The organism is Paraburkholderia sp. 22099, assembly GCF_052045835.1.
Taxonomy (GTDB): domain Bacteria; phylum Pseudomonadota; class Gammaproteobacteria; order Burkholderiales; family Burkholderiaceae; genus Paraburkholderia; species Paraburkholderia terricola.
On record NZ_JBQEPU010000008.1, the window covers coordinates 1 to 17,973 of the forward strand.

21 protein-coding genes are annotated in these 17,973 nt (G+C 65.3%); 3 read left to right on the top strand and 18 right to left on the bottom strand.

Annotated features, from left to right (window positions below; genetic code table 11):
* From ACTJLC_RS09765 to ACTJLC_RS09775, 3 genes are all read right to left on the bottom strand, one after another.
* The coding region (locus ACTJLC_RS09765; protein ID WP_440843738.1) for a hypothetical protein at positions 1-461 on the bottom strand (461 nt) is incomplete at its 3' end.
* A 396-nt stretch (positions 462-857) separates the two neighbouring features.
* Positions 858-1,499, bottom strand: a complete 642-nt coding sequence (locus ACTJLC_RS09770) for a hypothetical protein (RefSeq protein ID WP_310129770.1) — start codon at positions 1,497-1,499, stop codon at positions 858-860.
* Between the two features lie 2 nt (positions 1,500-1,501).
* Positions 1,502-2,098: an RNA polymerase sigma factor gene (locus ACTJLC_RS09775; RefSeq protein ID WP_244745797.1), complete on the bottom strand. Its 597-nt coding sequence runs from the start codon at positions 2,096-2,098 to the stop codon at positions 1,502-1,504.
* 424 nt (positions 2,099-2,522) lie between these two features.
* On the opposite strand from ACTJLC_RS09775, the gene ACTJLC_RS09780 reads away from it, so the two are divergent.
* Complete coding sequence (locus tag ACTJLC_RS09780; RefSeq protein ID WP_310122446.1) at positions 2,523-3,251, top strand: response regulator transcription factor; 729 nt, start codon at positions 2,523-2,525, stop codon at positions 3,249-3,251.
* Here the strand turns inward: ACTJLC_RS09780 and ACTJLC_RS09785 are convergent.
* The 3 genes from ACTJLC_RS09785 to ACTJLC_RS09795 all read right to left on the bottom strand — a co-directional run bounded on the left by ACTJLC_RS09785 (position 3,248) and on the right by ACTJLC_RS09795 (position 6,505).
* Complete coding sequence (locus tag ACTJLC_RS09785) at positions 3,248-4,075, bottom strand: spermidine synthase (protein WP_310129766.1); 828 nt, start codon at positions 4,073-4,075, stop codon at positions 3,248-3,250. The two genes, ACTJLC_RS09780 and ACTJLC_RS09785, sit on opposite strands and share 4 nt — an antisense overlap.
* A 240-nt stretch (positions 4,076-4,315) precedes the next feature.
* Positions 4,316-5,677 (bottom strand): RNA polymerase sigma factor, encoded by a 1,362-nt coding sequence (locus tag ACTJLC_RS09790; RefSeq protein ID WP_310129764.1) that lies wholly within the window; start codon positions 5,675-5,677, stop codon positions 4,316-4,318.
* A 333-nt stretch (positions 5,678-6,010) separates the two neighbouring features.
* Entirely contained in the window at positions 6,011-6,505 is a 495-nt protein-coding gene (locus ACTJLC_RS09795) for a lytic transglycosylase domain-containing protein (RefSeq protein ID WP_073431592.1), read from the bottom strand.
* A 320-nt stretch (positions 6,506-6,825) separates the two neighbouring features.
* Between ACTJLC_RS09795 and ACTJLC_RS09800 the strand changes: the two genes are divergently transcribed.
* Positions 6,826-7,143 (top strand): hypothetical protein, encoded by a 318-nt coding sequence (locus ACTJLC_RS09800; RefSeq protein ID WP_310129761.1) that lies wholly within the window; start codon positions 6,826-6,828, stop codon positions 7,141-7,143.
* 502 nt (positions 7,144-7,645) lie between these two features.
* Positions 7,646-8,488, top strand: a complete 843-nt coding sequence (locus ACTJLC_RS09805; RefSeq protein ID WP_310129759.1) for a response regulator transcription factor — start codon at positions 7,646-7,648, stop codon at positions 8,486-8,488.
* Positions 8,489-8,586: 98 nt separating this feature from the next.
* Here the strand turns inward: ACTJLC_RS09805 and ACTJLC_RS09810 are convergent, their stop codons facing one another.
* From ACTJLC_RS09810 to sctU, 12 genes are all read right to left on the bottom strand, one after another.
* Entirely contained in the window at positions 8,587-8,811 is a 225-nt protein-coding gene (locus ACTJLC_RS09810) for a hypothetical protein (RefSeq protein WP_143031992.1), read from the bottom strand.
* Positions 8,812-8,835: 24 nt separating this feature from the next.
* Positions 8,836-9,291 carry a CesT family type III secretion system chaperone gene (locus ACTJLC_RS09815; protein WP_073431580.1) on the bottom strand — a complete coding sequence of 152 codons (456 nt, stop codon included), beginning with the start codon at positions 9,289-9,291 and terminating at the stop codon, positions 8,836-8,838.
* Between the two features lie 136 nt (positions 9,292-9,427).
* On the bottom strand, positions 9,428-9,580 hold the full coding sequence (locus ACTJLC_RS09820; protein WP_167363307.1) for a hypothetical protein: 153 nt from the start codon (positions 9,578-9,580) through the stop codon (positions 9,428-9,430).
* A 154-nt stretch (positions 9,581-9,734) separates the two neighbouring features.
* The gene (locus ACTJLC_RS09825) at positions 9,735-9,965 is read right to left on the bottom strand and encodes a hypothetical protein (RefSeq protein WP_143031993.1); all 231 of its coding nucleotides are present in this window, start codon (positions 9,963-9,965) and stop codon (positions 9,735-9,737) included.
* Between the two features lie 11 nt (positions 9,966-9,976).
* Positions 9,977-10,987, bottom strand: a complete 1,011-nt coding sequence (hrpD5, locus tag ACTJLC_RS09830; protein ID WP_310129757.1) for an HrpD5 family protein — start codon at positions 10,985-10,987, stop codon at positions 9,977-9,979.
* A 44-nt stretch (positions 10,988-11,031) separates the two neighbouring features.
* Positions 11,032-11,904, bottom strand: coding sequence for a hypothetical protein (locus ACTJLC_RS09835; protein ID WP_310129755.1), 873 nt, complete (start codon positions 11,902-11,904; stop codon positions 11,032-11,034).
* Positions 11,901-12,161 (bottom strand): type III secretion system export apparatus subunit SctS, encoded by a 261-nt coding sequence (gene sctS, locus ACTJLC_RS09840; protein WP_073431576.1) that lies wholly within the window; start codon positions 12,159-12,161, stop codon positions 11,901-11,903. The genes ACTJLC_RS09835 and sctS overlap by 4 nt, the downstream gene beginning before the upstream one ends.
* A 4-nt stretch (positions 12,162-12,165) precedes the next feature.
* Positions 12,166-12,813: a type III secretion system export apparatus subunit SctR gene (gene sctR, locus ACTJLC_RS09845; RefSeq protein ID WP_073431575.1), complete on the bottom strand. Its 648-nt coding sequence runs from the start codon at positions 12,811-12,813 to the stop codon at positions 12,166-12,168.
* Positions 12,797-13,873 carry a type III secretion system cytoplasmic ring protein SctQ gene (gene sctQ / locus ACTJLC_RS09850; RefSeq protein ID WP_310129753.1) on the bottom strand — a complete coding sequence of 359 codons (1,077 nt, stop codon included), beginning with the start codon at positions 13,871-13,873 and terminating at the stop codon, positions 12,797-12,799. Before sctQ ends, sctR begins: the two co-directional genes overlap by 17 nt.
* A gap of 13 nt (positions 13,874-13,886) precedes the next feature.
* Positions 13,887-14,726 carry a type III secretion system protein SctP gene (gene sctP, locus ACTJLC_RS09855; protein ID WP_310129751.1) on the bottom strand — a complete coding sequence of 280 codons (840 nt, stop codon included), beginning with the start codon at positions 14,724-14,726 and terminating at the stop codon, positions 13,887-13,889.
* Positions 14,727-14,740: 14 nt separating this feature from the next.
* Positions 14,741-16,666: an FHIPEP family type III secretion protein gene (locus ACTJLC_RS09860; RefSeq protein WP_084561493.1), complete on the bottom strand. Its 1,926-nt coding sequence runs from the start codon at positions 16,664-16,666 to the stop codon at positions 14,741-14,743.
* Between the two features lie 18 nt (positions 16,667-16,684).
* Positions 16,685-17,752: a type III secretion system export apparatus subunit SctU gene (sctU, locus tag ACTJLC_RS09865; RefSeq protein ID WP_083083095.1), complete on the bottom strand. Its 1,068-nt coding sequence runs from the start codon at positions 17,750-17,752 to the stop codon at positions 16,685-16,687.
* Between the last annotated feature and the right edge of the window lie 221 nt (positions 17,753-17,973).

A 17,973-nucleotide genomic window follows, 5' to 3' on the forward strand; every position in this document is an offset into this window, starting at 1 on the left:
TAACCGATGCCGGCCGTCGCGGTCCAGCCGTGCACGAGCGGCAGGCGGCCGACCAGATCGTAGGCGACGGCGCGCGAACTCGGCGACGGCCCGAAGCCGGTGTTCGGCGAGAGCGCGACCGAGGCGAACACGGAGTCGCGCCAGCCCGCGGTCAGCACCAGTTCGTCGTAGTTGAAGCGCGTTGTGTGCGCCCCGCGGATGAACTGGTAATGCCCCAGCATCGCCTGGGCGCTCCAGTCGCCGGCCAGGCGCCAACCGTATCCGCCGTTGAGCACCGCTTCCACGCCCGTGCCCGACGAGCCGACGAACCGGAACGACCCCGCCGACGCGCCCGCGAAGAAGCCGTTGCCGGGATACCAGTTGGCCCCTGCGCTCACCGACGGCTGCCCGTCGCTGATGTCCATGCCGCGCGTGACCTTGTCGGTGGCGAGTCCCGCCTCGAACTGCCAATCGTCGCTCATGGCCGCGGCCGGCGCGGATAAAACGGCAAGCGTGACGAGTACCGCGCAGCATCGGATCAGGCCGGGCAAGCTGGCTACCCCGCGACAAGGCGGGGACAAAGGACGCCGCAACTCCATATTGATCGTTCACGTTCCGGTGGATCGGGGACGGTGACCGTAAAGTCAAGCCATCTGGATGACCCGGCGCGACGACGATGCGCCGCTACCGGGTCGTGCCAATCCTAACCGATAAAGGTGACCGGACAAATCTCGGGGAGCCGGCGAAAAAAATCGTCTCGAAGGCGGTGACGATGCGCGTTTGCCGATGCCGCTTCCTGAGCCGAAACCGTCGATGCCCGCGAATTCGCGGGACAGCGCCGCGACCGCGCGTGCCGGGCGCTATCCCTGCGTGACTGCTCAGGCGCCGCCGACAGGCTCCGCGAAGCGGACCTGCGGTGCCGCCCGTAACGCCGACAACTGCGCGGCAACGTCCGCATGTCCGGCAGTCGGCGCAAGCGAGTAAACGCCGTTTTCACCGGGGCCGCCGACGATCTGCAAATGCAGCGGTGCGAGCAGCGCCTGCAACCGGCCCACCGGCATTGCCGGATCGGCGACGAGCCGGATCGTTGCGCGCGTCGCGGCGGCGGGCTCGGACAACGTGCGGTAGTTCGCCGGCGCGCCGGCGTCGTCATGCTGGATGCCGAGCATCGCGAGTCCGCCCGCTTCCAGCAGCGCGAGCACCGCGAGCCCGGCGGCCAGCGCCGCCATGCGGCTTCGCCGCGGCGCGGAAGCCGCGCCGCGCGCGGCCGGCGCTTCGGCTTCGTCGAAGCGCTCCCACAAACGCGCGAGACCGCGCTCGATATCGAGATCCCCGGCATGCTCGTGCGGCGTCATGGCCGCGTGCAGCCGGCGCTGCGCCGCCAGTTCATCGCGACACTGTTCGCAATCGCGCACGTGTGCGCCGACGAGGCGCTCGTCGGCCTCCGACGCGCGCCCGTTGACGATCCACGGCAGCAGTTCCCACGCATGGAGATGAGTGAGTTCGCCTTTCCCTGACATGTTCATAGACCGTCCCCGGCAAGGCCGGCAAGCTCCGGCATGAGGTTGCGCAATTTGACCCGCGCGTGAAACATCCGCGCTTTCACCGTGCTGACCGGGCAGTCGGCGATCTCCGCGATCTCTTCGAGCGAGTGGCCCATCACGTAGGCCAGCTCCATCACGGCGCGCTGCTCGGGAGAGAGCCGGGTAAGACCCTTGGTCACCCAGTCGATGAGTTCGTGCGCGACGAAAGGCTCGCTCGTCAGCCCCTCGTGATCGTGCGACGGCGGCGCCGACGGCAAGCCGCCCTGGCGCAGTGCCTTGAGCGTGACGCGATAAGCAATGCCCATGAGCCACGTGGAGACGCGCGCCTCGTTGCGAAATTCGCCCGCTTTCTGCCAGACGATCATGAAGGTGTCGTTGATGACTTCCTCGATCATGTCGTCGCGCCGCGTGAAGCGGCCGAGAAAGCGCGCAAGGCGGCGGTGATACTCGCGATAGAGCGCGGCCAGCGCGGCCTTGTCTCCGTCGGAGACGCGTTTGAGCAACGCGGCGTCGTCCGCGTCGACGGTGCGCGCGGCATAGGGGACGCTGCTCTTGGCGATCGGGTCAGGTGACATGAGGTCGTGCTCGTAATCTGCCGGAGTGAAATTGGAAAGATGTCCGTAAGTGACGTCGAGCGCGAGCAAAGTTGCGAACGAAACAAAAGATTTGCCGGGGCGCCGCGAGACGTGATGCGGATGCTGCAACCATGCCGGGGCGGTCGCCAGAATTCGAGTCAGGAAGCGCGGGTTCTCGTGTCAGCACATCCTGAACGTTCGGTAAGGGCGCGCCGACGCGTGCGCCGCGACGCACCGTGGCTGCGAGGGTTCAGCGATATGCGGCGGCCGTGCCGCGCGGCGGCGTGCCGGGCAACGGGGCGGATCGCCCGCGCTGGGGCGCATCCGGTTTCGCTTGGAGCGACACTTACCGGAACCGGGAGTGAGAACTTTGCATCTCGTCCGTATGAACGATTGATCGACATCAGGCCGACCAGGAGAAGACATGCGATTCGCCCTAGTGACCGAAGACCCCCTATTGACTCGCGATCTGGCCGGCTGTTTTGCCGCCGATTCGATCGCCGTCGAATCGTTTGACGGCGAACTGCCGCTCGTGCGTGCCATGCGCGCCACCGCCTACGACCTCGTGCTGATCGACGCGAAGAACGGTTCATTGCTGCTCGATTCGTTGCTGTCATGGCGCAATTGCAACGCGACCGCCTGCACGCCCGTGATCGTTCTCACGCCGTTCCCGAACTGGACGGCCATGCTCGGGTGGATCAACGCGGGCGCCACGGACGTGGCGTATCGCTTCGATCTGGAGCAGACGCGTCTGCGCGCGCATGTCGTGCTGCAACGTGAAAATCATCGGGCGGGGGCGGACACCGTCACGCTGGGCGGCTACGTGTTGCGAAGAGACCTCGGCGTGCTGACTCTCGACGGCGTCGAGATACCGCTCACGCCGCGCGAATTCACGATGGCGTGGCTGTTCTTTTCGAATCCGGGCAAGTTCGTGACGCGCGCGCAGATCGCCGGCGGCGTGTGGGGTTCATGCGAGGACGTGGCCGCGCGCTCCATCGAGCAGCACATCTACAAGCTGCGCAAGAAGCTGCGTTTGTCGCCGGAATCGGGCTTGAATCTGAAGACCGTCTATGCGCTCGGCTACAAGCTGGATTGCGTTGCGCCGGTTGGCGAATCGACCGACGCATTGGCGCGCGTGGCGCAACCCGCCTAGATCACCGCCTCGAGTTCCAATGCCTTTTCGCAATTCGGCGCTTCGCCGCCGTGGCGAAAAAATGCCCACGAAGACGCGGGCATGCCAGTGGACGCTTCGAGCGCGGCGGCTTTCATTTTCAGTTGCTGCATATCGATGACCGGCGCGCGCTTGAAGCAGATGAGCACGTTATTGGTCTCGCACGGCAACAGCAGAACGGCGTCGAATAGCTCGGACAGCCATTGCAGGTTTTGCCGCGTCAGCGCCGCGAGATTCGGGCCGAAGATGTTGATCGTCATCATGCCGTCCGCCGCGAGGCTTTCACAACAGGCCCGATAGAATGCGCGCCCTTGCCCCGCCGGCCCGTCGCGTTCGCTCAGATAAAGGTCCACCTGCAAGATGTCGATCGATGCGCGACGCTCTTGCGCGCTGACATAGTCCAGCGCATCCGCCTCGATGATGCCGAGGCGCTCGCCCTCGGGCGGCATGCGGAACATCTCGCGGCATGCGTCGATTACCGCGGGATTGATCTCGACAGCCTCGATACGCGCGAGCGGAAAGCGCGCGTGGCAGAAGCGGGCCAACGCCCCGGCGCCCAATCCGAGTTGCGCGATGAGACGCGGCTGCTCGTAAAAACGCTCGGCGAACAGCATCCACGACATCATTTTCTGCGGGTACTCCATCCAGAGAAACGCGGGATGGCGCAGCACCATGCAGCCGAACGTGGAGTCCCATTCATCGCCGTTGTGCATGTAGAGCAGCCCGTCTCTTTTCGAAAAGGTGAGCGGCGCGAAGCGTCCTTCTCGGGCGGCGTCAATCTCTTCCGGGTTGTCGTGTTTCAGCATGTCGTTCGCGATGGAAAGGTCAGGGGCGTATTGCGTGCTGACTCATCATAAGCGGCGCGATCGGCCGCGCTGACACGACGCCGAAACGACAAGGCTTGGGGCGAACGTTTTCCACGACGATTGCGCCGCCGCGAACGGGGAGGGTGGAGAGAGTGCGGTATTCAGCCGCCGTCAGGCGGATCGAGATCGCTTTCGCTCGCGAGCACCGCCTTGCGGTTTCCTGGCGATGCCGCGCCGCGTTCAGCTACGTTTGGCCTTGCCAAGTATGTCGATCGTTTCCCGCAGCTTGCCGCGCGCGCGATGCATGCGCGCCTTGACCGTCGTCACCGGGCAAGCCGTGATCTGCGAAATCTCCTCGACGGAATGCCCGAGAACGTAAGCCAGCGCCATCACGAGGCGCTGCTCGGCCGGCAACAGATCGAGCGCCTTGGAGAGCAGGTCGGAGAGTTCATGGTCGTGCCAGTACTGAACCAGGGTATCGGCATGATCGGCATCCAGCAGCTCGAACTCCGAACGGCGCTGATCGCGCAACGAACGCAGGGCGGAGCGATACGCGATGCCGATGATCCATGTGGACACGTTCGAATCGCCGCGGAACTCGCCCGCCTTTTGCCACACGATCATGAAGGTATCGTTGACGATTTCGTCGATCACCTCGTTCTTCCACGTGAGCCGGTTCAGAAAGCGGGCGAGCCGCCGATGGTAGAGCCGGTACAGACGCGAGAGGGCGGAGGCATCGCCGGCCGCTATGCGATCGAGCAGGGGCCGGTCATGATCGACCGACGACGGGAAGCCGTTGCTTTTCCACGCATTCGCGGACATGTGCCGCGTGACTTCGTCGATTTCCAGGCGCGCGGCTTCGTGGCCGCGCTGGTTGCCGATGTCGTGCATCGCGCCGACGATGCCGGTGATGCGCCCGCTGTCGTCATGAACCACGCCTTTATAGAAGCGCACGGTGCGCACGAGGCCGGCCGCATGGCGCACGCCGGCGGTATAAACCTGGGTGCCGCCTTCGGATGCGAGGTCGAGATCGGCCTTGTGATAGGTGAGCGCCAGATCCGAGGGCGCGATGTCATAGACGGACTTGCCGAGAATGCCGCCGCGATCCAGGCCCAGAAAGTTTTCGAATACGGGGTTGCAGCCGGTGTAAATGCCGTTCGCGTCCTTGAAGAAGACGGGGGAGACCATCCCGTCCGCGTGACGCTGCAAGGCGGGAAAATCAACCGCGCCGTCGCGCGCGAAGGAGAGCAGCCGGGTTTGATCGAGCGCGCGCGCAATGATCGGTTCGGGGTCGAGCAGGTCGAGGTCGTCGGCGGCATCGTTGGCGCCCCGCGCGATCAGCGAGACGATGCGCTCCGCCGAGCGTTCGGGCAGCACCGGAATCAGGTAGTGCTCGTCGCCGTTCTCGATGCGCAATTTCTCGATCTCCGCGCCGGCCTCGACGCTGGCGCAATCGACGAACACCACCGCCGGCGACGGGTCCGCGATCAGATGGGGCGGCCGTAAAGCCCGCGCCCCATGACGCTGCATGACAGCCGGCATCGAACGGCCCGCGGAGCTGGACCAGAAAACGCGCGTGTCGTGGGCTGGGGTTGGCGCCATCAGCGTTCCTCATTGTTTTCCTCGTTGACTCTCGCACGCCGAACCGAAGAACGGCTGTGCGTCATGCGGGCAAGCGAGGCGCGGATTCAAGGGCTGGTCGCGTAATACGCTGCCGCGCGGCCTGCATGCTTGCGCCCGCGCTTGCCAGGGTATGAGGATACCGCCTTGATAGCCGGAAAATTATTGCAATCGTTTTGTAGGGAGGTCGAGCGTCGTTTTCTCGTTCCAGATATCGGGAAGTATATGACTTGTTGATGAATCGCGTCGCTAACTGCCGGCGCAAACCTCAAAAGGCGCGCTTAATCGCACGGCGGCGCGGGCCGGTTCGGGACATCATTTTTGAGCGGCATGCTCGGGCTGCCGCAGTTGATGCCAGCCCCCGAGAATCGCGGCGATATGGCGCGCGTACAGGTCGCGCTCGGCGGGCGTCTCCGAATGGTAGGCCCCTATCGCGGCCCACGTGTTGCCGTATTTATCCATCTTGCCGCGCAGATGCCAGGCCGCGATGTAGACGTTCTTGCACGGCTGCATCAGCGCATCGCGATCGATGTGGTAGCGCGACAGTTCACGCAGGTGAATGGAGTTGATCTGCATGACGCCGTAGTCGAGCGAGCCGTTTGCATTCAGATGCGTCGCGTTGGGCCGGTTATGCGACTCCTGCCAGGCAATCGCGCGCAGCACCATCGGATTGACACGCTGATACGCCCCGGCGTCGTCGAAGCAGTCGGCCCATGCGGATTGCGCGGCGAGCGCAAGCGCAAGGTCGACGGCGACGGCGATCAGCGCGCGGCGCGCAAGCGGCGGACGATAACGGATGGCGTGGTGCATGACGGTCTCCTCGAATGCGTGCCGGTACGTACCGGTGAACGGCGCGATTGTGATCGCCTTCCGTATGGGCTTCGAAGCGGCGGCGCGAAAACATGAGGTCGCGTGCGAACCCTGTTGCGCGAGGCGCGCGTGTCGATGGTTGTCCCAGTATTTGCGCAGCCCATGAAGGAGGTTGGCGTGGGCGTTCATTCGCGCAAGGGTTCAGCTTTTCGCAAGGCAATGGCGGCGCGGTGCCGGGCGAATCGTTCAATACGGCTTCAGTCAGGCTTCAGTCAGGCTTCAATACCGCTTCAAGTGACAGGCTCCATTGCGAGGGTTCTATGACGATCAACCGTCTTTCGCGTTTCTTCCACGGAACCCGTTCCAGCGCGGACACGCCCACGCTGCCGAGGGCAGGCGTCAGCCCGAGGCCGGTTGCCCGCAGCCTGACCGCGCCCGGCGCGCTGTTGCTGCCGCGACGTCCGGCGAGCGCCGCGGCGTCAGCAGGCAAGACCTCGATGCCGCCGCGTGCCGCGCATGTGCAAACGCGTGCGGCGGACGAGCCGGGCCGGCACAACATCGATTGGCTCACGCGACGTCATTTGCTGGCGGACAGCGGCGCATCCAGGACGGACTCGATTGGCAATCCGGAACAGTAAGCATGCGTGTGCATCAACAGCGGAATCCACTATGGCGCAGCCGTCGTGATGGATTCGTGGTCCGCGTGGCGTAAGGCAACGGTCATCAACACTACAAGCGACTTTCAGTCGCCATAAAGGCCGTGATTTTTTTCGCATGACGCCGCGCCAGCCGGTTCATGACTGTATCGCGTGGAATGGCACGCAATTCACGAGAGTTGTCGGAAGATGCTTCGGCTCGCGAATCGAGTTCCGGCGCCTCGCGTGAAAATATCCGCGTCATGCGCATCCACCGCGTGCTCCCGATGCACTAACGGAGAGAGAGACCTCGCTCGATACGATCAATGCCGGTGGCGCAATGCAATGGGTCTTGCATTGCGCCACTAAGGCCATTGACTAAAACCACGACGACCAGACGAGCGAGGGGATAAAAAGTTGTGCTTTGGGGAAACGCCGCCGTCTCCGCTGGAGGGGTGACGGCTGGAATCGAGAAGCGTGGATGCTTTTTTGGATGCGAACCGCCGTGAACAATAATCTGCTATTTGCCATTGCAACTGACGACCGGCTGCTTCGACGGACTGTTTCTGAAGCCTTTGCCGGAGACGGGGTCGTCATCGAGTCGTTCTCGAATGAACTCGATTTGCTGCGCGCAATGCGTGCGAACCGTTATGACCTGGTGCTGATCGACGCCAAGACCGAGCCGACGCCAACCAGCGCGTTGCTGTCGTGGCGCGACTGCAATGCCGATGTCTGCACGCCCGTGATCGTATTGACGAACCAGTCGAGCTGGTCGGGTCTGTTGCGTTGGATCGATGCGGGCGCGACCGACGTCGTGAATCGCTTCGACATGGAGCAGATCCGCTTTCGCGTCCACCTGGCGTTGCAGCGGCGTTTTTCCGATACCGTCACGCATCAGATCCAGATCGGCCGTTACGTGCTTCAGCGGGACCTCGGTCTCGCGACGATCGACGGCGTCGAGATTGCGCTGACAGCGCGCGAGTTCTCCATCGCCTGGATGTTCTTTTCGAACCCCGGAAAATTTCTTAGCCGCGCGCAGATCGCAGCCGGCGTGTGGGGCGCGACGGAGCAGATCGCCGCGCGCACGCTGGAGCAGCACATCTACAAGCTGCGCAAGAAGCTGCAGCTATCGCGCACCGCCGAGCTGAATCTGAAGACCGTGTATGCGCTCGGCTACAAGCTCGATGTCGCTCAGGCGGCGCAGTCCGGCTTCGACGCCGGCGAGCAGCCGGGGTTCGACAGATTGCCGGCAAGTCTGGGGCAGGGCGGCACGCGGCGCGCTGGCGATGCAACGCTGCTCGAGCGCGCGTGCGATTCCTCCGCGCAGTTCGTCGTGACGGCGGCGTAGCGGCCGTCCGCTTGCGTCGCGCCTCGCCTGTCGGGGCGGCCGGCGCCGGCGGGCCGCCGCGTCACGACGCATGACGCAAGCGGCCCGCGCTCACGCGCTCAGGCGGCGTCCTCGTCCTCCTCGCGGTCCTCCGCCCGGCGTTCCTGCTGGTCCTGGAAGATCTGCATCATCACCTGCGAGCCGAAGGCCTGGATCGCCGCATCCAGGTCGCTCTGACTGCCTCCCTGGTCGTCTTTCTTGTCCTTGCTCTTCGTGTCCTTGTCGTCCGTCTTGTGGGTCGACGGACTGCTGGTCGTGCTGTGATTGTGGCTGACTTGCGTCATTTCATTCTCCGTTGAAAAAAGGGTTCATGCGCGGATCCACACGTAATCGCCACGCGCGAGATTCTCGAACATGTCGTCTCGCGCGACGAAGATGTTGTCCCGCCAGTAGCGGCCATGCTCGACATAGTGCTCGATCAGCTCCAGCATCCACTGCCCCGTGATTTCCTCGCTCAACGCCACGCGCGCGATCAGCACGATCGCGCCGGTATCCGCCTCCAGGCCGAGCTGCGCCTGGTCCTGCGCGTAGACGGCGAGATTCGCCTCCAGCAACAGGCGAAACACGCGCAACGTGCGCCCCGCCGTGACGATGCCGAACTGGAACGTCATGTACAGCGCGTCCGGATCTTCCTCGAAATGGTCGATCGCCGCGTCGAAGCCGTCGATCTCCAGCACACCGCGTTCGAGCGCGGCGTCCGGCGCGGGCATGTCGCGCAGTTCGCAAATCTCGCGGATCAGTTCATCACGTCTTTCGATACTCATCGCTATGGTCGAATCGCTTCACGAGCCTGTGTCCGGCGTGTAAGCCCACGCCGTGGAGCAAAAAAAAAGCCGGTCAGGAACCGCGGACGGTTCCCAACCGGCGCACCATGCGCGGCCGGATGGCGCGCCGGAGCGCTTAGCCGACGATGTCCTTCGCGGCCTTCAGACCCATCGTCGCAATCTTCGCGAGCGTGTTGGCCTTGTTGATTTCGTTTTCTTCAGCCATTGCCTGATAGATCTCGGAAACGGAGCTGCCGGTTGCTGCTGCGCTGGAAACAGGTGCACTCATGATGAATATCCTCGAAAGAGACAGTTGGTACGGCATCTAAACATTCCGCCCCATGCGGAACGTCGGGGAAAAAGTGCGTGCCCGCTGGGCTGCGCACGACTGCTCGCGTGCAGCGCACCGCGTGTATCAGGTGCGCCGCGCTGCACGCGCACTGCTACATCGCGCTGCGGCACAACTGCGCCGCGGCGCGAAATCCGTCTACGACGACACGTCCGGCCTGGGCTTCCGTGCTGCCCGTATCGGTCGAGCGCGATGCCACGGTGTTGGCCACCGTATCGAGTGCGTCCGCCAGTTCGCGCACTTCCCCCTGACGATGGGGCTGCGCCACGGCTTGCGGCAGATCGGCAAGCACGTCGATCAGTTTGTCGGTCATCGCTTCGTACATGTTGGTCATCCTCAATGAAGGGTGGTGTTGCTGGGCAGTTCGGCCATGAAATTCTTGGTGCCGTCGCTCGATTCCACGTATTTCACGCTGTCCGCGGACAACACCGAATCGATGTCGCCGGCGACTCGCAGATCGTCGGTGCGCGTCACGTCCACGTCGATGCGCTCGACGAGCGGCGCCATGTCGCCGCGAAACCGCTCGACCACCTGGCTCACTTCGCCGGGATGGCGCGCGCTGCCGGTCACTTCCAGGCGGCCTGCGCCGGCGTAGCGCACGCGCACGTTCGCTTCGTGCAGCGATTCCGCGAGCGACCCGGCGATCTCGTCACCGGAGCGCACGCTCCAGTTCAGGCGGTTGCCCGCGAGTGCTTGAAGCGCGGCGCGCGTTCGGCGGGCGTCGGCGGTGTTCGATGCGATGCCCGTCACGAGAAAGCCGTCCGCTTGCCGCGTCACCGCGATATCCGGCTGATGCAGCTGCGCGAGCGCCTGTTGCACGTCCGCGAGCGTGGCGCGCGCTTGCGGCCGGTCGGCGGCGAGCGTCGTCTTGCCGGCCGGCAACACCACGGCGGCGGCGCCCATCGAACCGATCAGCAAGGCCGCGACGCCGGCATGCACCCACGGCGCGCGGCGCGCACGCATGACGATCGGTGTCGAGGGCGGGCCGGCCGGAAACACGCCGTCGCTGGCTTCGCCGTCGTACTTGCGCCCTTCGTGATGCGCCGCCAGCATCGACTCCATCAGTTGCAGATCGGACGGCCAGCGCGCGTCGGCAGGGCCCGCGCACAACACGACTTCACCGAAGCGTCGCGGCATGAAGTCGTCCATCGACATGACGTCGGCGTCGTCCGGCACGCCGATCGTCACGTTGTCTTGCGCATCGATTGCCAACTGCATAGTGCACTCGCTCCAGTCGTTGATCAGGATGTCCGCATCGGGTTTGGCGCCGATCGACATCGTTGTTGTACTCAACTCTATTTGAGCGCCGGCATGGAAGCCGGTCAGTACGCGAATTTCTTTGGACATGAACGAAACCTCTTCGATTGTGATTGACGGGATGGCGCCCGCCGTCACCATCCGCGTCCGCGGCGGATCAGTGCAGCAAGCGCGGACATGCCCATCGCGCGGCCCGCGCGGGTGCGGCTGCGTCCGAGGTTGAGCAGCGCGATGGGCAACAGCAGATTCATCGATTCCTCCGCGGCGGAGAGCGGGCGCTGAGCGGCCCCGCGCATGCCGTTGTGCGTTTCACGTCCTGCTCGCGTCGATGCGGACACAAGCTCGTCGCGTATCTGGGCGAGGGTGGCGCGCGAGGTGCGCTTGTCGTCCGGCATCTGCAGGAATTCGCGGACGATGGCGAGCACGGCATAGGTCGGGCTCGCACGCGCGGCATCCTTGCCCGCCGTGGCCGGTTCGTCGATGCGCGTCGCCGTTTGCACGCCGATGAGCGCCGCCCCGGTTCGATCGGTATGCAGGCGTGCCGGTCCATGAATGGCCGCGCGCCAGTGCTTGAGCAAGGCCGTTTCGTCACGCGCGGTGCGCGGCGCAAAGCGCATCGGCAGCGCGCGCGCAGGTAGATCGCGGGTGTCGTCGGAGCGTGCCCGTTTGTCGTTTGGTCCCGCGCTCGCGGCATGCTCGTCCTGCTCGAACGCATGCTGATTGCCGCCCGACTCGCGCGCCTCGACCCGGGTCAGGCCGGTTTCGCTTCGTTTCAGATGCTGGTCCAGCATCATCAAGAGTTCTTCGCTCTCCGCGGCCGGGTCGTTCGCATCGGGGCTTTCGGCGCTGCGTCGCTTTCTCAGCGACTGACGCTTGGCGCGCGACAGTCCATGCCCATGATGGTGAGGCGCGGGGACCTGCACCGCCTGCTGCTGGGCGGCGGCATCGGCATCCGGGGAAAGATCGGCGGGCGGCGTGTAGCCGCCGCCTATGCGTGAAATGCTCATGTGAACATCACCTGCACGAGGTTGCGCGCGAAGTTCTGGATCGCGGCCGCGCCCCACGGCGCGGCGATCACGATGACGACCGTGACCACCACCAGTTTCACGCTTTGCGAAATGCTCGAATCCTGCAATGACGTGACCGCTTGCAGGAACGCGATGAGCAGGCCGGTCACGGCCGCCACCGCCACCGGCGGCAACGACACGAGCAGGCACAGGGTGAGCGCCTGGGTGGTGAAATGAGTGATCGCGTCGTATTCCACGGCGTTACCTGTAGGTGGAGATGAGACCGTGAATCAGCGTCGACCAGCCATCCATCGAAACGAACAGCAGCAGCTTGAATGGAATGGCCACGTTGGTCGGATTGACCTGCGACAGGCCGAGCGCCATCAGCACGTTCGCGATGACGAGGTCGATCACGATGAAGGCGAGATACAGCAGGAAGCCCATCTTGAAGGCCGCGGTCAGCTCGCTCAGCGTGAAGGCGGGTGCGAGCACGATGAGGTCATCCTGCTTGAGTTCGGCGGCGCGCTCGGGCGGCCAGATTTCGCGCGCCGAGCGCAGGAAGAAGGCCTTCTCGCGCTCCGACGCATGACGCTTCAGAAACACGCGAAACGGCTCGCGCGCGGCGTCGAGAAGCGGCATCACCTGCATGCCGGAACCCGCGTCGTTGGATAGCTGCGCGCGGTGCATGGCTTCCATGCCGACCGGCGCCATGATGAAGCACGACACCATGATGGCGACGCCGTTCAGCACGGAAGTGGGCGGCACCTGCTGCAAGCCCAGCGCGTTGCGCAGCAGCCCGAGCACGACCACGATCTTCGTGTAGGACGTGACCACCATCGCGGCGAACGGCAGGACGGCCAGCGCGAGCGCCGCGACGAGCAGCGAGGCGATTTCAGGTGTGCCGTTCATCGGAGTTCGCAATGTGCTGGATGAGGAGGCCGAGGTTGTCCCCGACCGCGACGAGTTCGCCGAGCGCGAGCGTCTGCCCATGCGCGACGAGACGGATCTCCGCATCGGCGAGTTTGAGCGGCAAGGTCAGGATGTAGCCGGGCCGCAGCGCGGCGATTTGCCCGAGCGGCAGATTGACGGTCACCACCTCGATATGCACGGGCAGCTCCATATCGTTCAGATCGACGGTGCGCTCCGCGGCGGCGGTCTCGCCGGTGGACCCGGCAGTGCTCTCAAGGGAAAGATCGGGATCGTGGCTCATCGTCTCAGGGAACGTTTCAAGGATCAGGTGGTGGCCGTCGATGCGGGCCTGCGCGCAGGCGACGCGGCCATCCGCCGCGCCCCATAGCGCACTCGCATGTTCGAGCGGTGCGCCTTGTGCATGGCCGCTCGCACGCGGCCAGCCGAGCAGCACGTCGCCCACGCGCAGCGAAGCGAGCAGCGCCGTCGTGCAACGGCGGCTGCGCAAGCGGATGCGGGTCGGCACGGCGATGGCGGCAAGCGCGTCGGGCAGCGCGGCGGAAGCCGCGCGCGTGCCGGTTATGCGGCGCTCCAGCGCGGCTGCGAGCGGCGCGGGGGCTTCCAGCAGCGCCGCCGTGTGGGCGGCGGTGTCCGCGTGTCCGAATTCGAAGTGGAGCGCGCTCGCGGTGTCGTGGTTGCCGGGCTGTTCGGCATCGAGCGAAATGTCCAGCACCGAGGGTTGCGCGACGCCGTGACCGGCAAGCGTGTCGAGCGGCGCGGCGAGCCACAGATTGCCGAGCGCCGCGCGGCGGTCCTGGTCCGGCTCCGAGGCAATCGCTTCGAGCGCGGCATGACCGCTCACGTCGACACGCACGCACAGTTCGCCATGCGCGCTGCCGATACGCAAACGCGCCGTGCGGGACGACGAGGATTGCGCCGCTGCCGGTTTCACGCCAAACCGGCTGCGCGCATCGAACAGTGCGCGCGACACGCCGGCGAGCGCCGGTGTATAGCAGCGCAACCGGTCGCCGATGCTGGTGCAGCCTTGAGGCATTGACATGATCTCGAACCCTTCAGATGACCGTGACTTCCACCGCGATACGACCGCCGAGACGCGTTTCGAGGCGGGTCTTAAGCTCGTTGCTGTTGTCACAGATTAGCTGCCGCGCCCGCGCGTCCCGGCTATCGAAACGAAGCGATAAACCCCAGCCCGAAAGACTCAAACGCAGCTCCGTGCGCGGCAAAATGGAGGGGTCGAGTTCGACGGCGACGTCCCACTGGCCCGTGCGTTCGACGGCGGGACTCGTGCAAAATCCGGCGACACGTTCCGCGAGATGCTCGGCGAGAAGATCGCCTTCGATCGCCTGGGTGCAGCGGCGAATCATCTGCGTGTCGAATGAAGGTTCGGCGGCCACGTGCCGCGTATCTTGCGTGGCTTGCGCGTCTTGCGTGACTTGCGCGGTCTGCCGGCCGGATGCGCTCGTCGCGCCGCGCAAGCCGGTTTTGCGCGCCACGCCTTGTGAGTCCAACGCGGACGTTCGGCGTTGCTCGCGGATGGCAAGCAATGCGCCGTTCAGCGCTTGCAAGGGCGGAAGCGGAGGCACGGCGGGCAGCAGGGGCAGGGGAGCATCGGCGGCGTCGATGCGCTCGGCCGCTTCACGATCTTGCGTGTCGTCGCTGGAACCGTCGTCGTCAGGCGTGGGATCGTCCGGCGCTTCCTGGTCGGGCATGTCATCGCGTTCGCCTTCGCCGACGCGCAGCCGCGCGGTCTCGAAGAGCGCTCCGAAGCGTTGCGCGTCGGCGTCGGCCTCGGCGGTTTTGCCGCTTGCTGCGCTAGTTGCGCTCGTGGCCGATGCACGCGGCGGAGCCGGCGGCGTGATGCGCACTTCGCGCGTGGAGCGAATTCGTGTCATCGCGTCGCTCCCGATCAGAAGGCGACGCGCCCGACCGGCCGCAGATCGACGTCATCCCCCAGTTCCTGGAACGAATACACCTGCAGCCACTTCATCCGTTGCTCGATCATGCGGCGGAAGTAACGGCGAATATCCATCGACGTGACGATCGCGAGGTTGGGCGGCGGCTGCATGCCGACCAGTTCCTCCAGCGTCTCGAGCAACTGTTCGACCTGTTGCGGTTCGAGCGTGAGAAAGTTGCCGGCGGGCGTCTGCTTGATCGATTGACGGATGGTCTGCTCGACCTCCACGTCCAGCACGATCGCCGGCAACTGCCCGGTGCCGCCCGTCGCCCGATGCGCGATGAAGCGGCCCAGATCGCCGCGCACGTATTCGGTGAGTAGCAGCAGGTCTTTTTCCTTGGCGCCCCAGTTCACCAGGCTTTCGAGAATCGCGCGCAAGTTGCGGATCGGCACGTGTTCCTCCAGCAGCCGCTTGAGCACTTCGGCGATGCGCAGCACCGGCACCACCTTCTGCACCTCGGCGACGAGCCCCGGATATTCGGTGCCGACGCGTTCGAGAATCCACTGTGTCTCCTGCAAGCCGAGAAACAGATGCGCGTGTTCGCGCACCGCGTTGCCCACCGCGTCGGCGAGCGCCTGTTCGCGGCCGCTGCGGGCGGGCGCAAGTTCGACCGGCGCTTGCGGCACGTCGTGCAGCAGGATCTGATAGGAAGCGTCCGGCACCGCCGCCGCGGTCCAGACGGCGGTGCGCGGAAACGGCAGCCCCAATTCGTCGACGAGCGCGCGGCGCGCGGCGTCGAACGCGCGGTTGAGTTCGGCCGTGTCGAGCTTCGCCGCGAGCTGCGGCGCGAGGCGCACCGAGAGCGGCGCGGCGAACGAAGGCGGATGCTCGCCGATGGTCGGCGGCTGTCCCTTGTAGCCGTCGGTACGCAACGACGACAGTTCCGGCCCGGCGTGCGGCTGCTTGTCCTTCAACTGCTTGCGCAGCACGTGGCCGGCGCCGAACAGCGCGACCGCGAGCACGACGAACAGCGCGGACGGAAAGCCCGGCACCAGCGCGAAGCCGCCCAGCAGCGCGGCGGCGCTATACAGCGCGCGCGAACTGGTGGAAAGCTGGCGCACGATCTCGGTGCCGAGCGAACTGGGCTTGCTGTGTTCGTCGGCGACGCGGGTGATGAGAATGCCCGCCGCCACCGAAATCAGCAGCGAGGGAATCTGCGAGACCATCGCGTCGCCGATCGACAGCACGGAGAAGCGGTTCGCCGCTTCGCCCGCGGTCATGCCGTGATAGCTCACGCCGATCACGATGCCCGCGAGAATGTTGACGAGCGTGATGACGAGCCCCGCGATCGCGTCGCCCTTGACGAACTTCATCGCGCCGTCCATGCCGCCGTGCAACTGGCTTTCGATCGCCAGCATGCCGCGGCGCTTTTGCGCGTCCTCGGCGGTCATGTTGCCGGCGCGCACGTCGGCGTCGATGCTCATCTGCTTGCCCGGCATCGCGTCGAGCGTGAAGCGCGCGCCGACTTCGGCCACCCGCTCCGAACCCTTCGCGATCACGATGAATTGCACCGTCGCGATGATCAGGAACACCACCAGGCCGACCACGAGATTGCCGCCCACCACCAGCTCGCCGAAGCTCTCGATGATGTGCCCGGCCTCCGCATGCAGCAGGATCGACTTGGTCGACGCGATGTTCAGCGACAGCCGGAACAGCGTGGTGAACAGCAGCAGCGACGGAAACGAATACAGCGAGGTCGCGTAGGGTATGTACATCGTCACCATCAGCAGCACCACGCTGATCGTGATGTTGAGCCCAAGCAGCGCGTCGATCAGAAACGGCGGCAGCGGCAGGATCATCAGCGAAATCACGGCGACGATCAGCGACGCGATCGCCACCTCGCCGCCGAACTCATTGAGGCGGAGCGTCTTCAACATGGCCTTCTCCATCGGATGTCAGGGGGTTGCCTCGGTGCCGTCGCGCCGTCCGCCGATGCTTTCCACCCAGGCGAGCACCGAGGCGACCGCATCGAACAGCGGTTCGGGAATCGCGTCTTCGAGCGCCACGCGGTAGAGCGCCCGCGCAAGCGGCGGATTGCCGACGATCGGTATGCCGCGCCGCGCCGCTTCCTCGCGGATCACGCGCGCTTCCGCGTCCACGCCCTTGGCGATCACGCGCGGCAAGCCGGATTCGGAGGGCACGTAGCGCAGCGCGACCGCGTAGTGCGTCGGGTTCACCACCACCACGCTCGCGTTCTTGACCGGCTGCTGCTGATCGGACGAAGCGAACTCGCGCGCGAGCTTGCGGCGCTGACCCTTGATGTGCGGATCGCCTTCGGAATTCTTGTTCTCGCGCTTCACTTCGTCCTTGCTCATGCGGTGGTCGCGGATGAACAGCCAATGCTGCACGCCGTAGTCCGCCGCGCCGATCACGAGATAGAGCGCGCCCGAGATGCCGAGCACGCGGCACAGCGTGCCCCAGGCAATGCTGTCGATGCTGCCGATCGGCTCGTACACCACGCCGACCATCAGCGGCACCAGCAGCACGAGGGTTTTCCAAAGCACCGCCGTGATCACCACCGCCTTGATGACGGTCTTGGCGAGATCGATCAGCGAGCGCACCGAGAAGATGCGCTTCAGACCGGACGCGGGATTGATCGCGTCGAACTTGGGTTCGAGCGGCTTGAGCGAAATCTGCAAACCGACTTGCGCGGCGATTGCGGCGATGCCGACGAGGGCCGCGCCCAGTGCGATCGGAAAGACCAGCAGCAGCGCGTGCAGGCCGGCTTCGGCGAGCAGGTCGTGCAACGGCGCATCGGGCGTCTGCAAGTGCGCCACGTCGAGGCCGTTGCGCATCACGATGCGCAGTTGTTCCGCCATGCGCGGGCCGCCCACGCCGAAGCCAACGGCTGCGGCGAGCAGGATCGCCGCGAACGGCAGGTCCGTGCTCTTCACGGTCTCGCCGTCCTGGCGCGCGTCGCGCAGCTTTTTGTCGGTGGGCTGTTCGGTCTTCTCGTCGGACATCGCGAAGCCTTCGTGCGGTGGATTGCGGTGAATTGCAACGAATTGCAGTGGATTGCGGCGGATTGTCATCGGCCGGCGCCGCCGTGATCCGCGCGCGCGGCGAAGCGATGGGTCCGGCGCCGAACCCGCCTCCGGACCGCTTGCCGGCGAAGCGTCCTGTTCGTTCGGCGCGCTCGCGGTTCGGCGTCCCGCGCCGCCGCGGCAAGCACCCCGCGTTACGG

Coding starts and splice junctions, on each gene's coding strand:
- ACTJLC_RS09795 (WP_073431592.1), bottom strand. CDS start 6,505: ATGCACCACGCCATCCGTTATCGTCCGCCGCTTGCGCGCCGCGCGCTG.
- ACTJLC_RS09790 (WP_310129764.1), bottom strand. CDS start 5,677: ATGGCGCCAACCCCAGCCCACGACACGCGCGTTTTCTGGTCCAGCTCC.
- sctR (WP_073431575.1), bottom strand. CDS start 12,813: ATGAACGGCACACCTGAAATCGCCTCGCTGCTCGTCGCGGCGCTCGCG.
- hrpD5 (WP_310129757.1), bottom strand. CDS start 10,987: ATGTCCAAAGAAATTCGCGTACTGACCGGCTTCCATGCCGGCGCTCAA.
- ACTJLC_RS09815 (WP_073431580.1), bottom strand. CDS start 9,291: ATGAGTATCGAAAGACGTGATGAACTGATCCGCGAGATTTGCGAACTG.
- ACTJLC_RS09775 (WP_244745797.1), bottom strand. CDS start 2,098: ATGTCACCTGACCCGATCGCCAAGAGCAGCGTCCCCTATGCCGCGCGC.
- sctQ (WP_310129753.1), bottom strand. CDS start 13,873: ATGTCAATGCCTCAAGGCTGCACCAGCATCGGCGACCGGTTGCGCTGC.
- ACTJLC_RS09800 (WP_310129761.1), top strand. CDS start 6,826: ATGACGATCAACCGTCTTTCGCGTTTCTTCCACGGAACCCGTTCCAGC.
- ACTJLC_RS09770 (WP_310129770.1), bottom strand. CDS start 1,499: ATGTCAGGGAAAGGCGAACTCACTCATCTCCATGCGTGGGAACTGCTG.
- sctP (WP_310129751.1), bottom strand. CDS start 14,726: ATGACACGAATTCGCTCCACGCGCGAAGTGCGCATCACGCCGCCGGCT.
- ACTJLC_RS09810 (WP_143031992.1), bottom strand. CDS start 8,811: ATGACGCAAGTCAGCCACAATCACAGCACGACCAGCAGTCCGTCGACC.
- sctU (WP_083083095.1), bottom strand. CDS start 17,752: ATGTCCGACGAGAAGACCGAACAGCCCACCGACAAAAAGCTGCGCGAC.
- ACTJLC_RS09825 (WP_143031993.1), bottom strand. CDS start 9,965: ATGTACGAAGCGATGACCGACAAACTGATCGACGTGCTTGCCGATCTG.
- ACTJLC_RS09780 (WP_310122446.1), top strand. CDS start 2,523: ATGCGATTCGCCCTAGTGACCGAAGACCCCCTATTGACTCGCGATCTG.
- ACTJLC_RS09860 (WP_084561493.1), bottom strand. CDS start 16,666: ATGTTGAAGACGCTCCGCCTCAATGAGTTCGGCGGCGAGGTGGCGATC.
- ACTJLC_RS09835 (WP_310129755.1), bottom strand. CDS start 11,904: ATGAGCATTTCACGCATAGGCGGCGGCTACACGCCGCCCGCCGATCTT.
- ACTJLC_RS09785 (WP_310129766.1), bottom strand. CDS start 4,075: ATGCTGAAACACGACAACCCGGAAGAGATTGACGCCGCCCGAGAAGGA.
- ACTJLC_RS09820 (WP_167363307.1), bottom strand. CDS start 9,580: ATGAGTGCACCTGTTTCCAGCGCAGCAGCAACCGGCAGCTCCGTTTCC.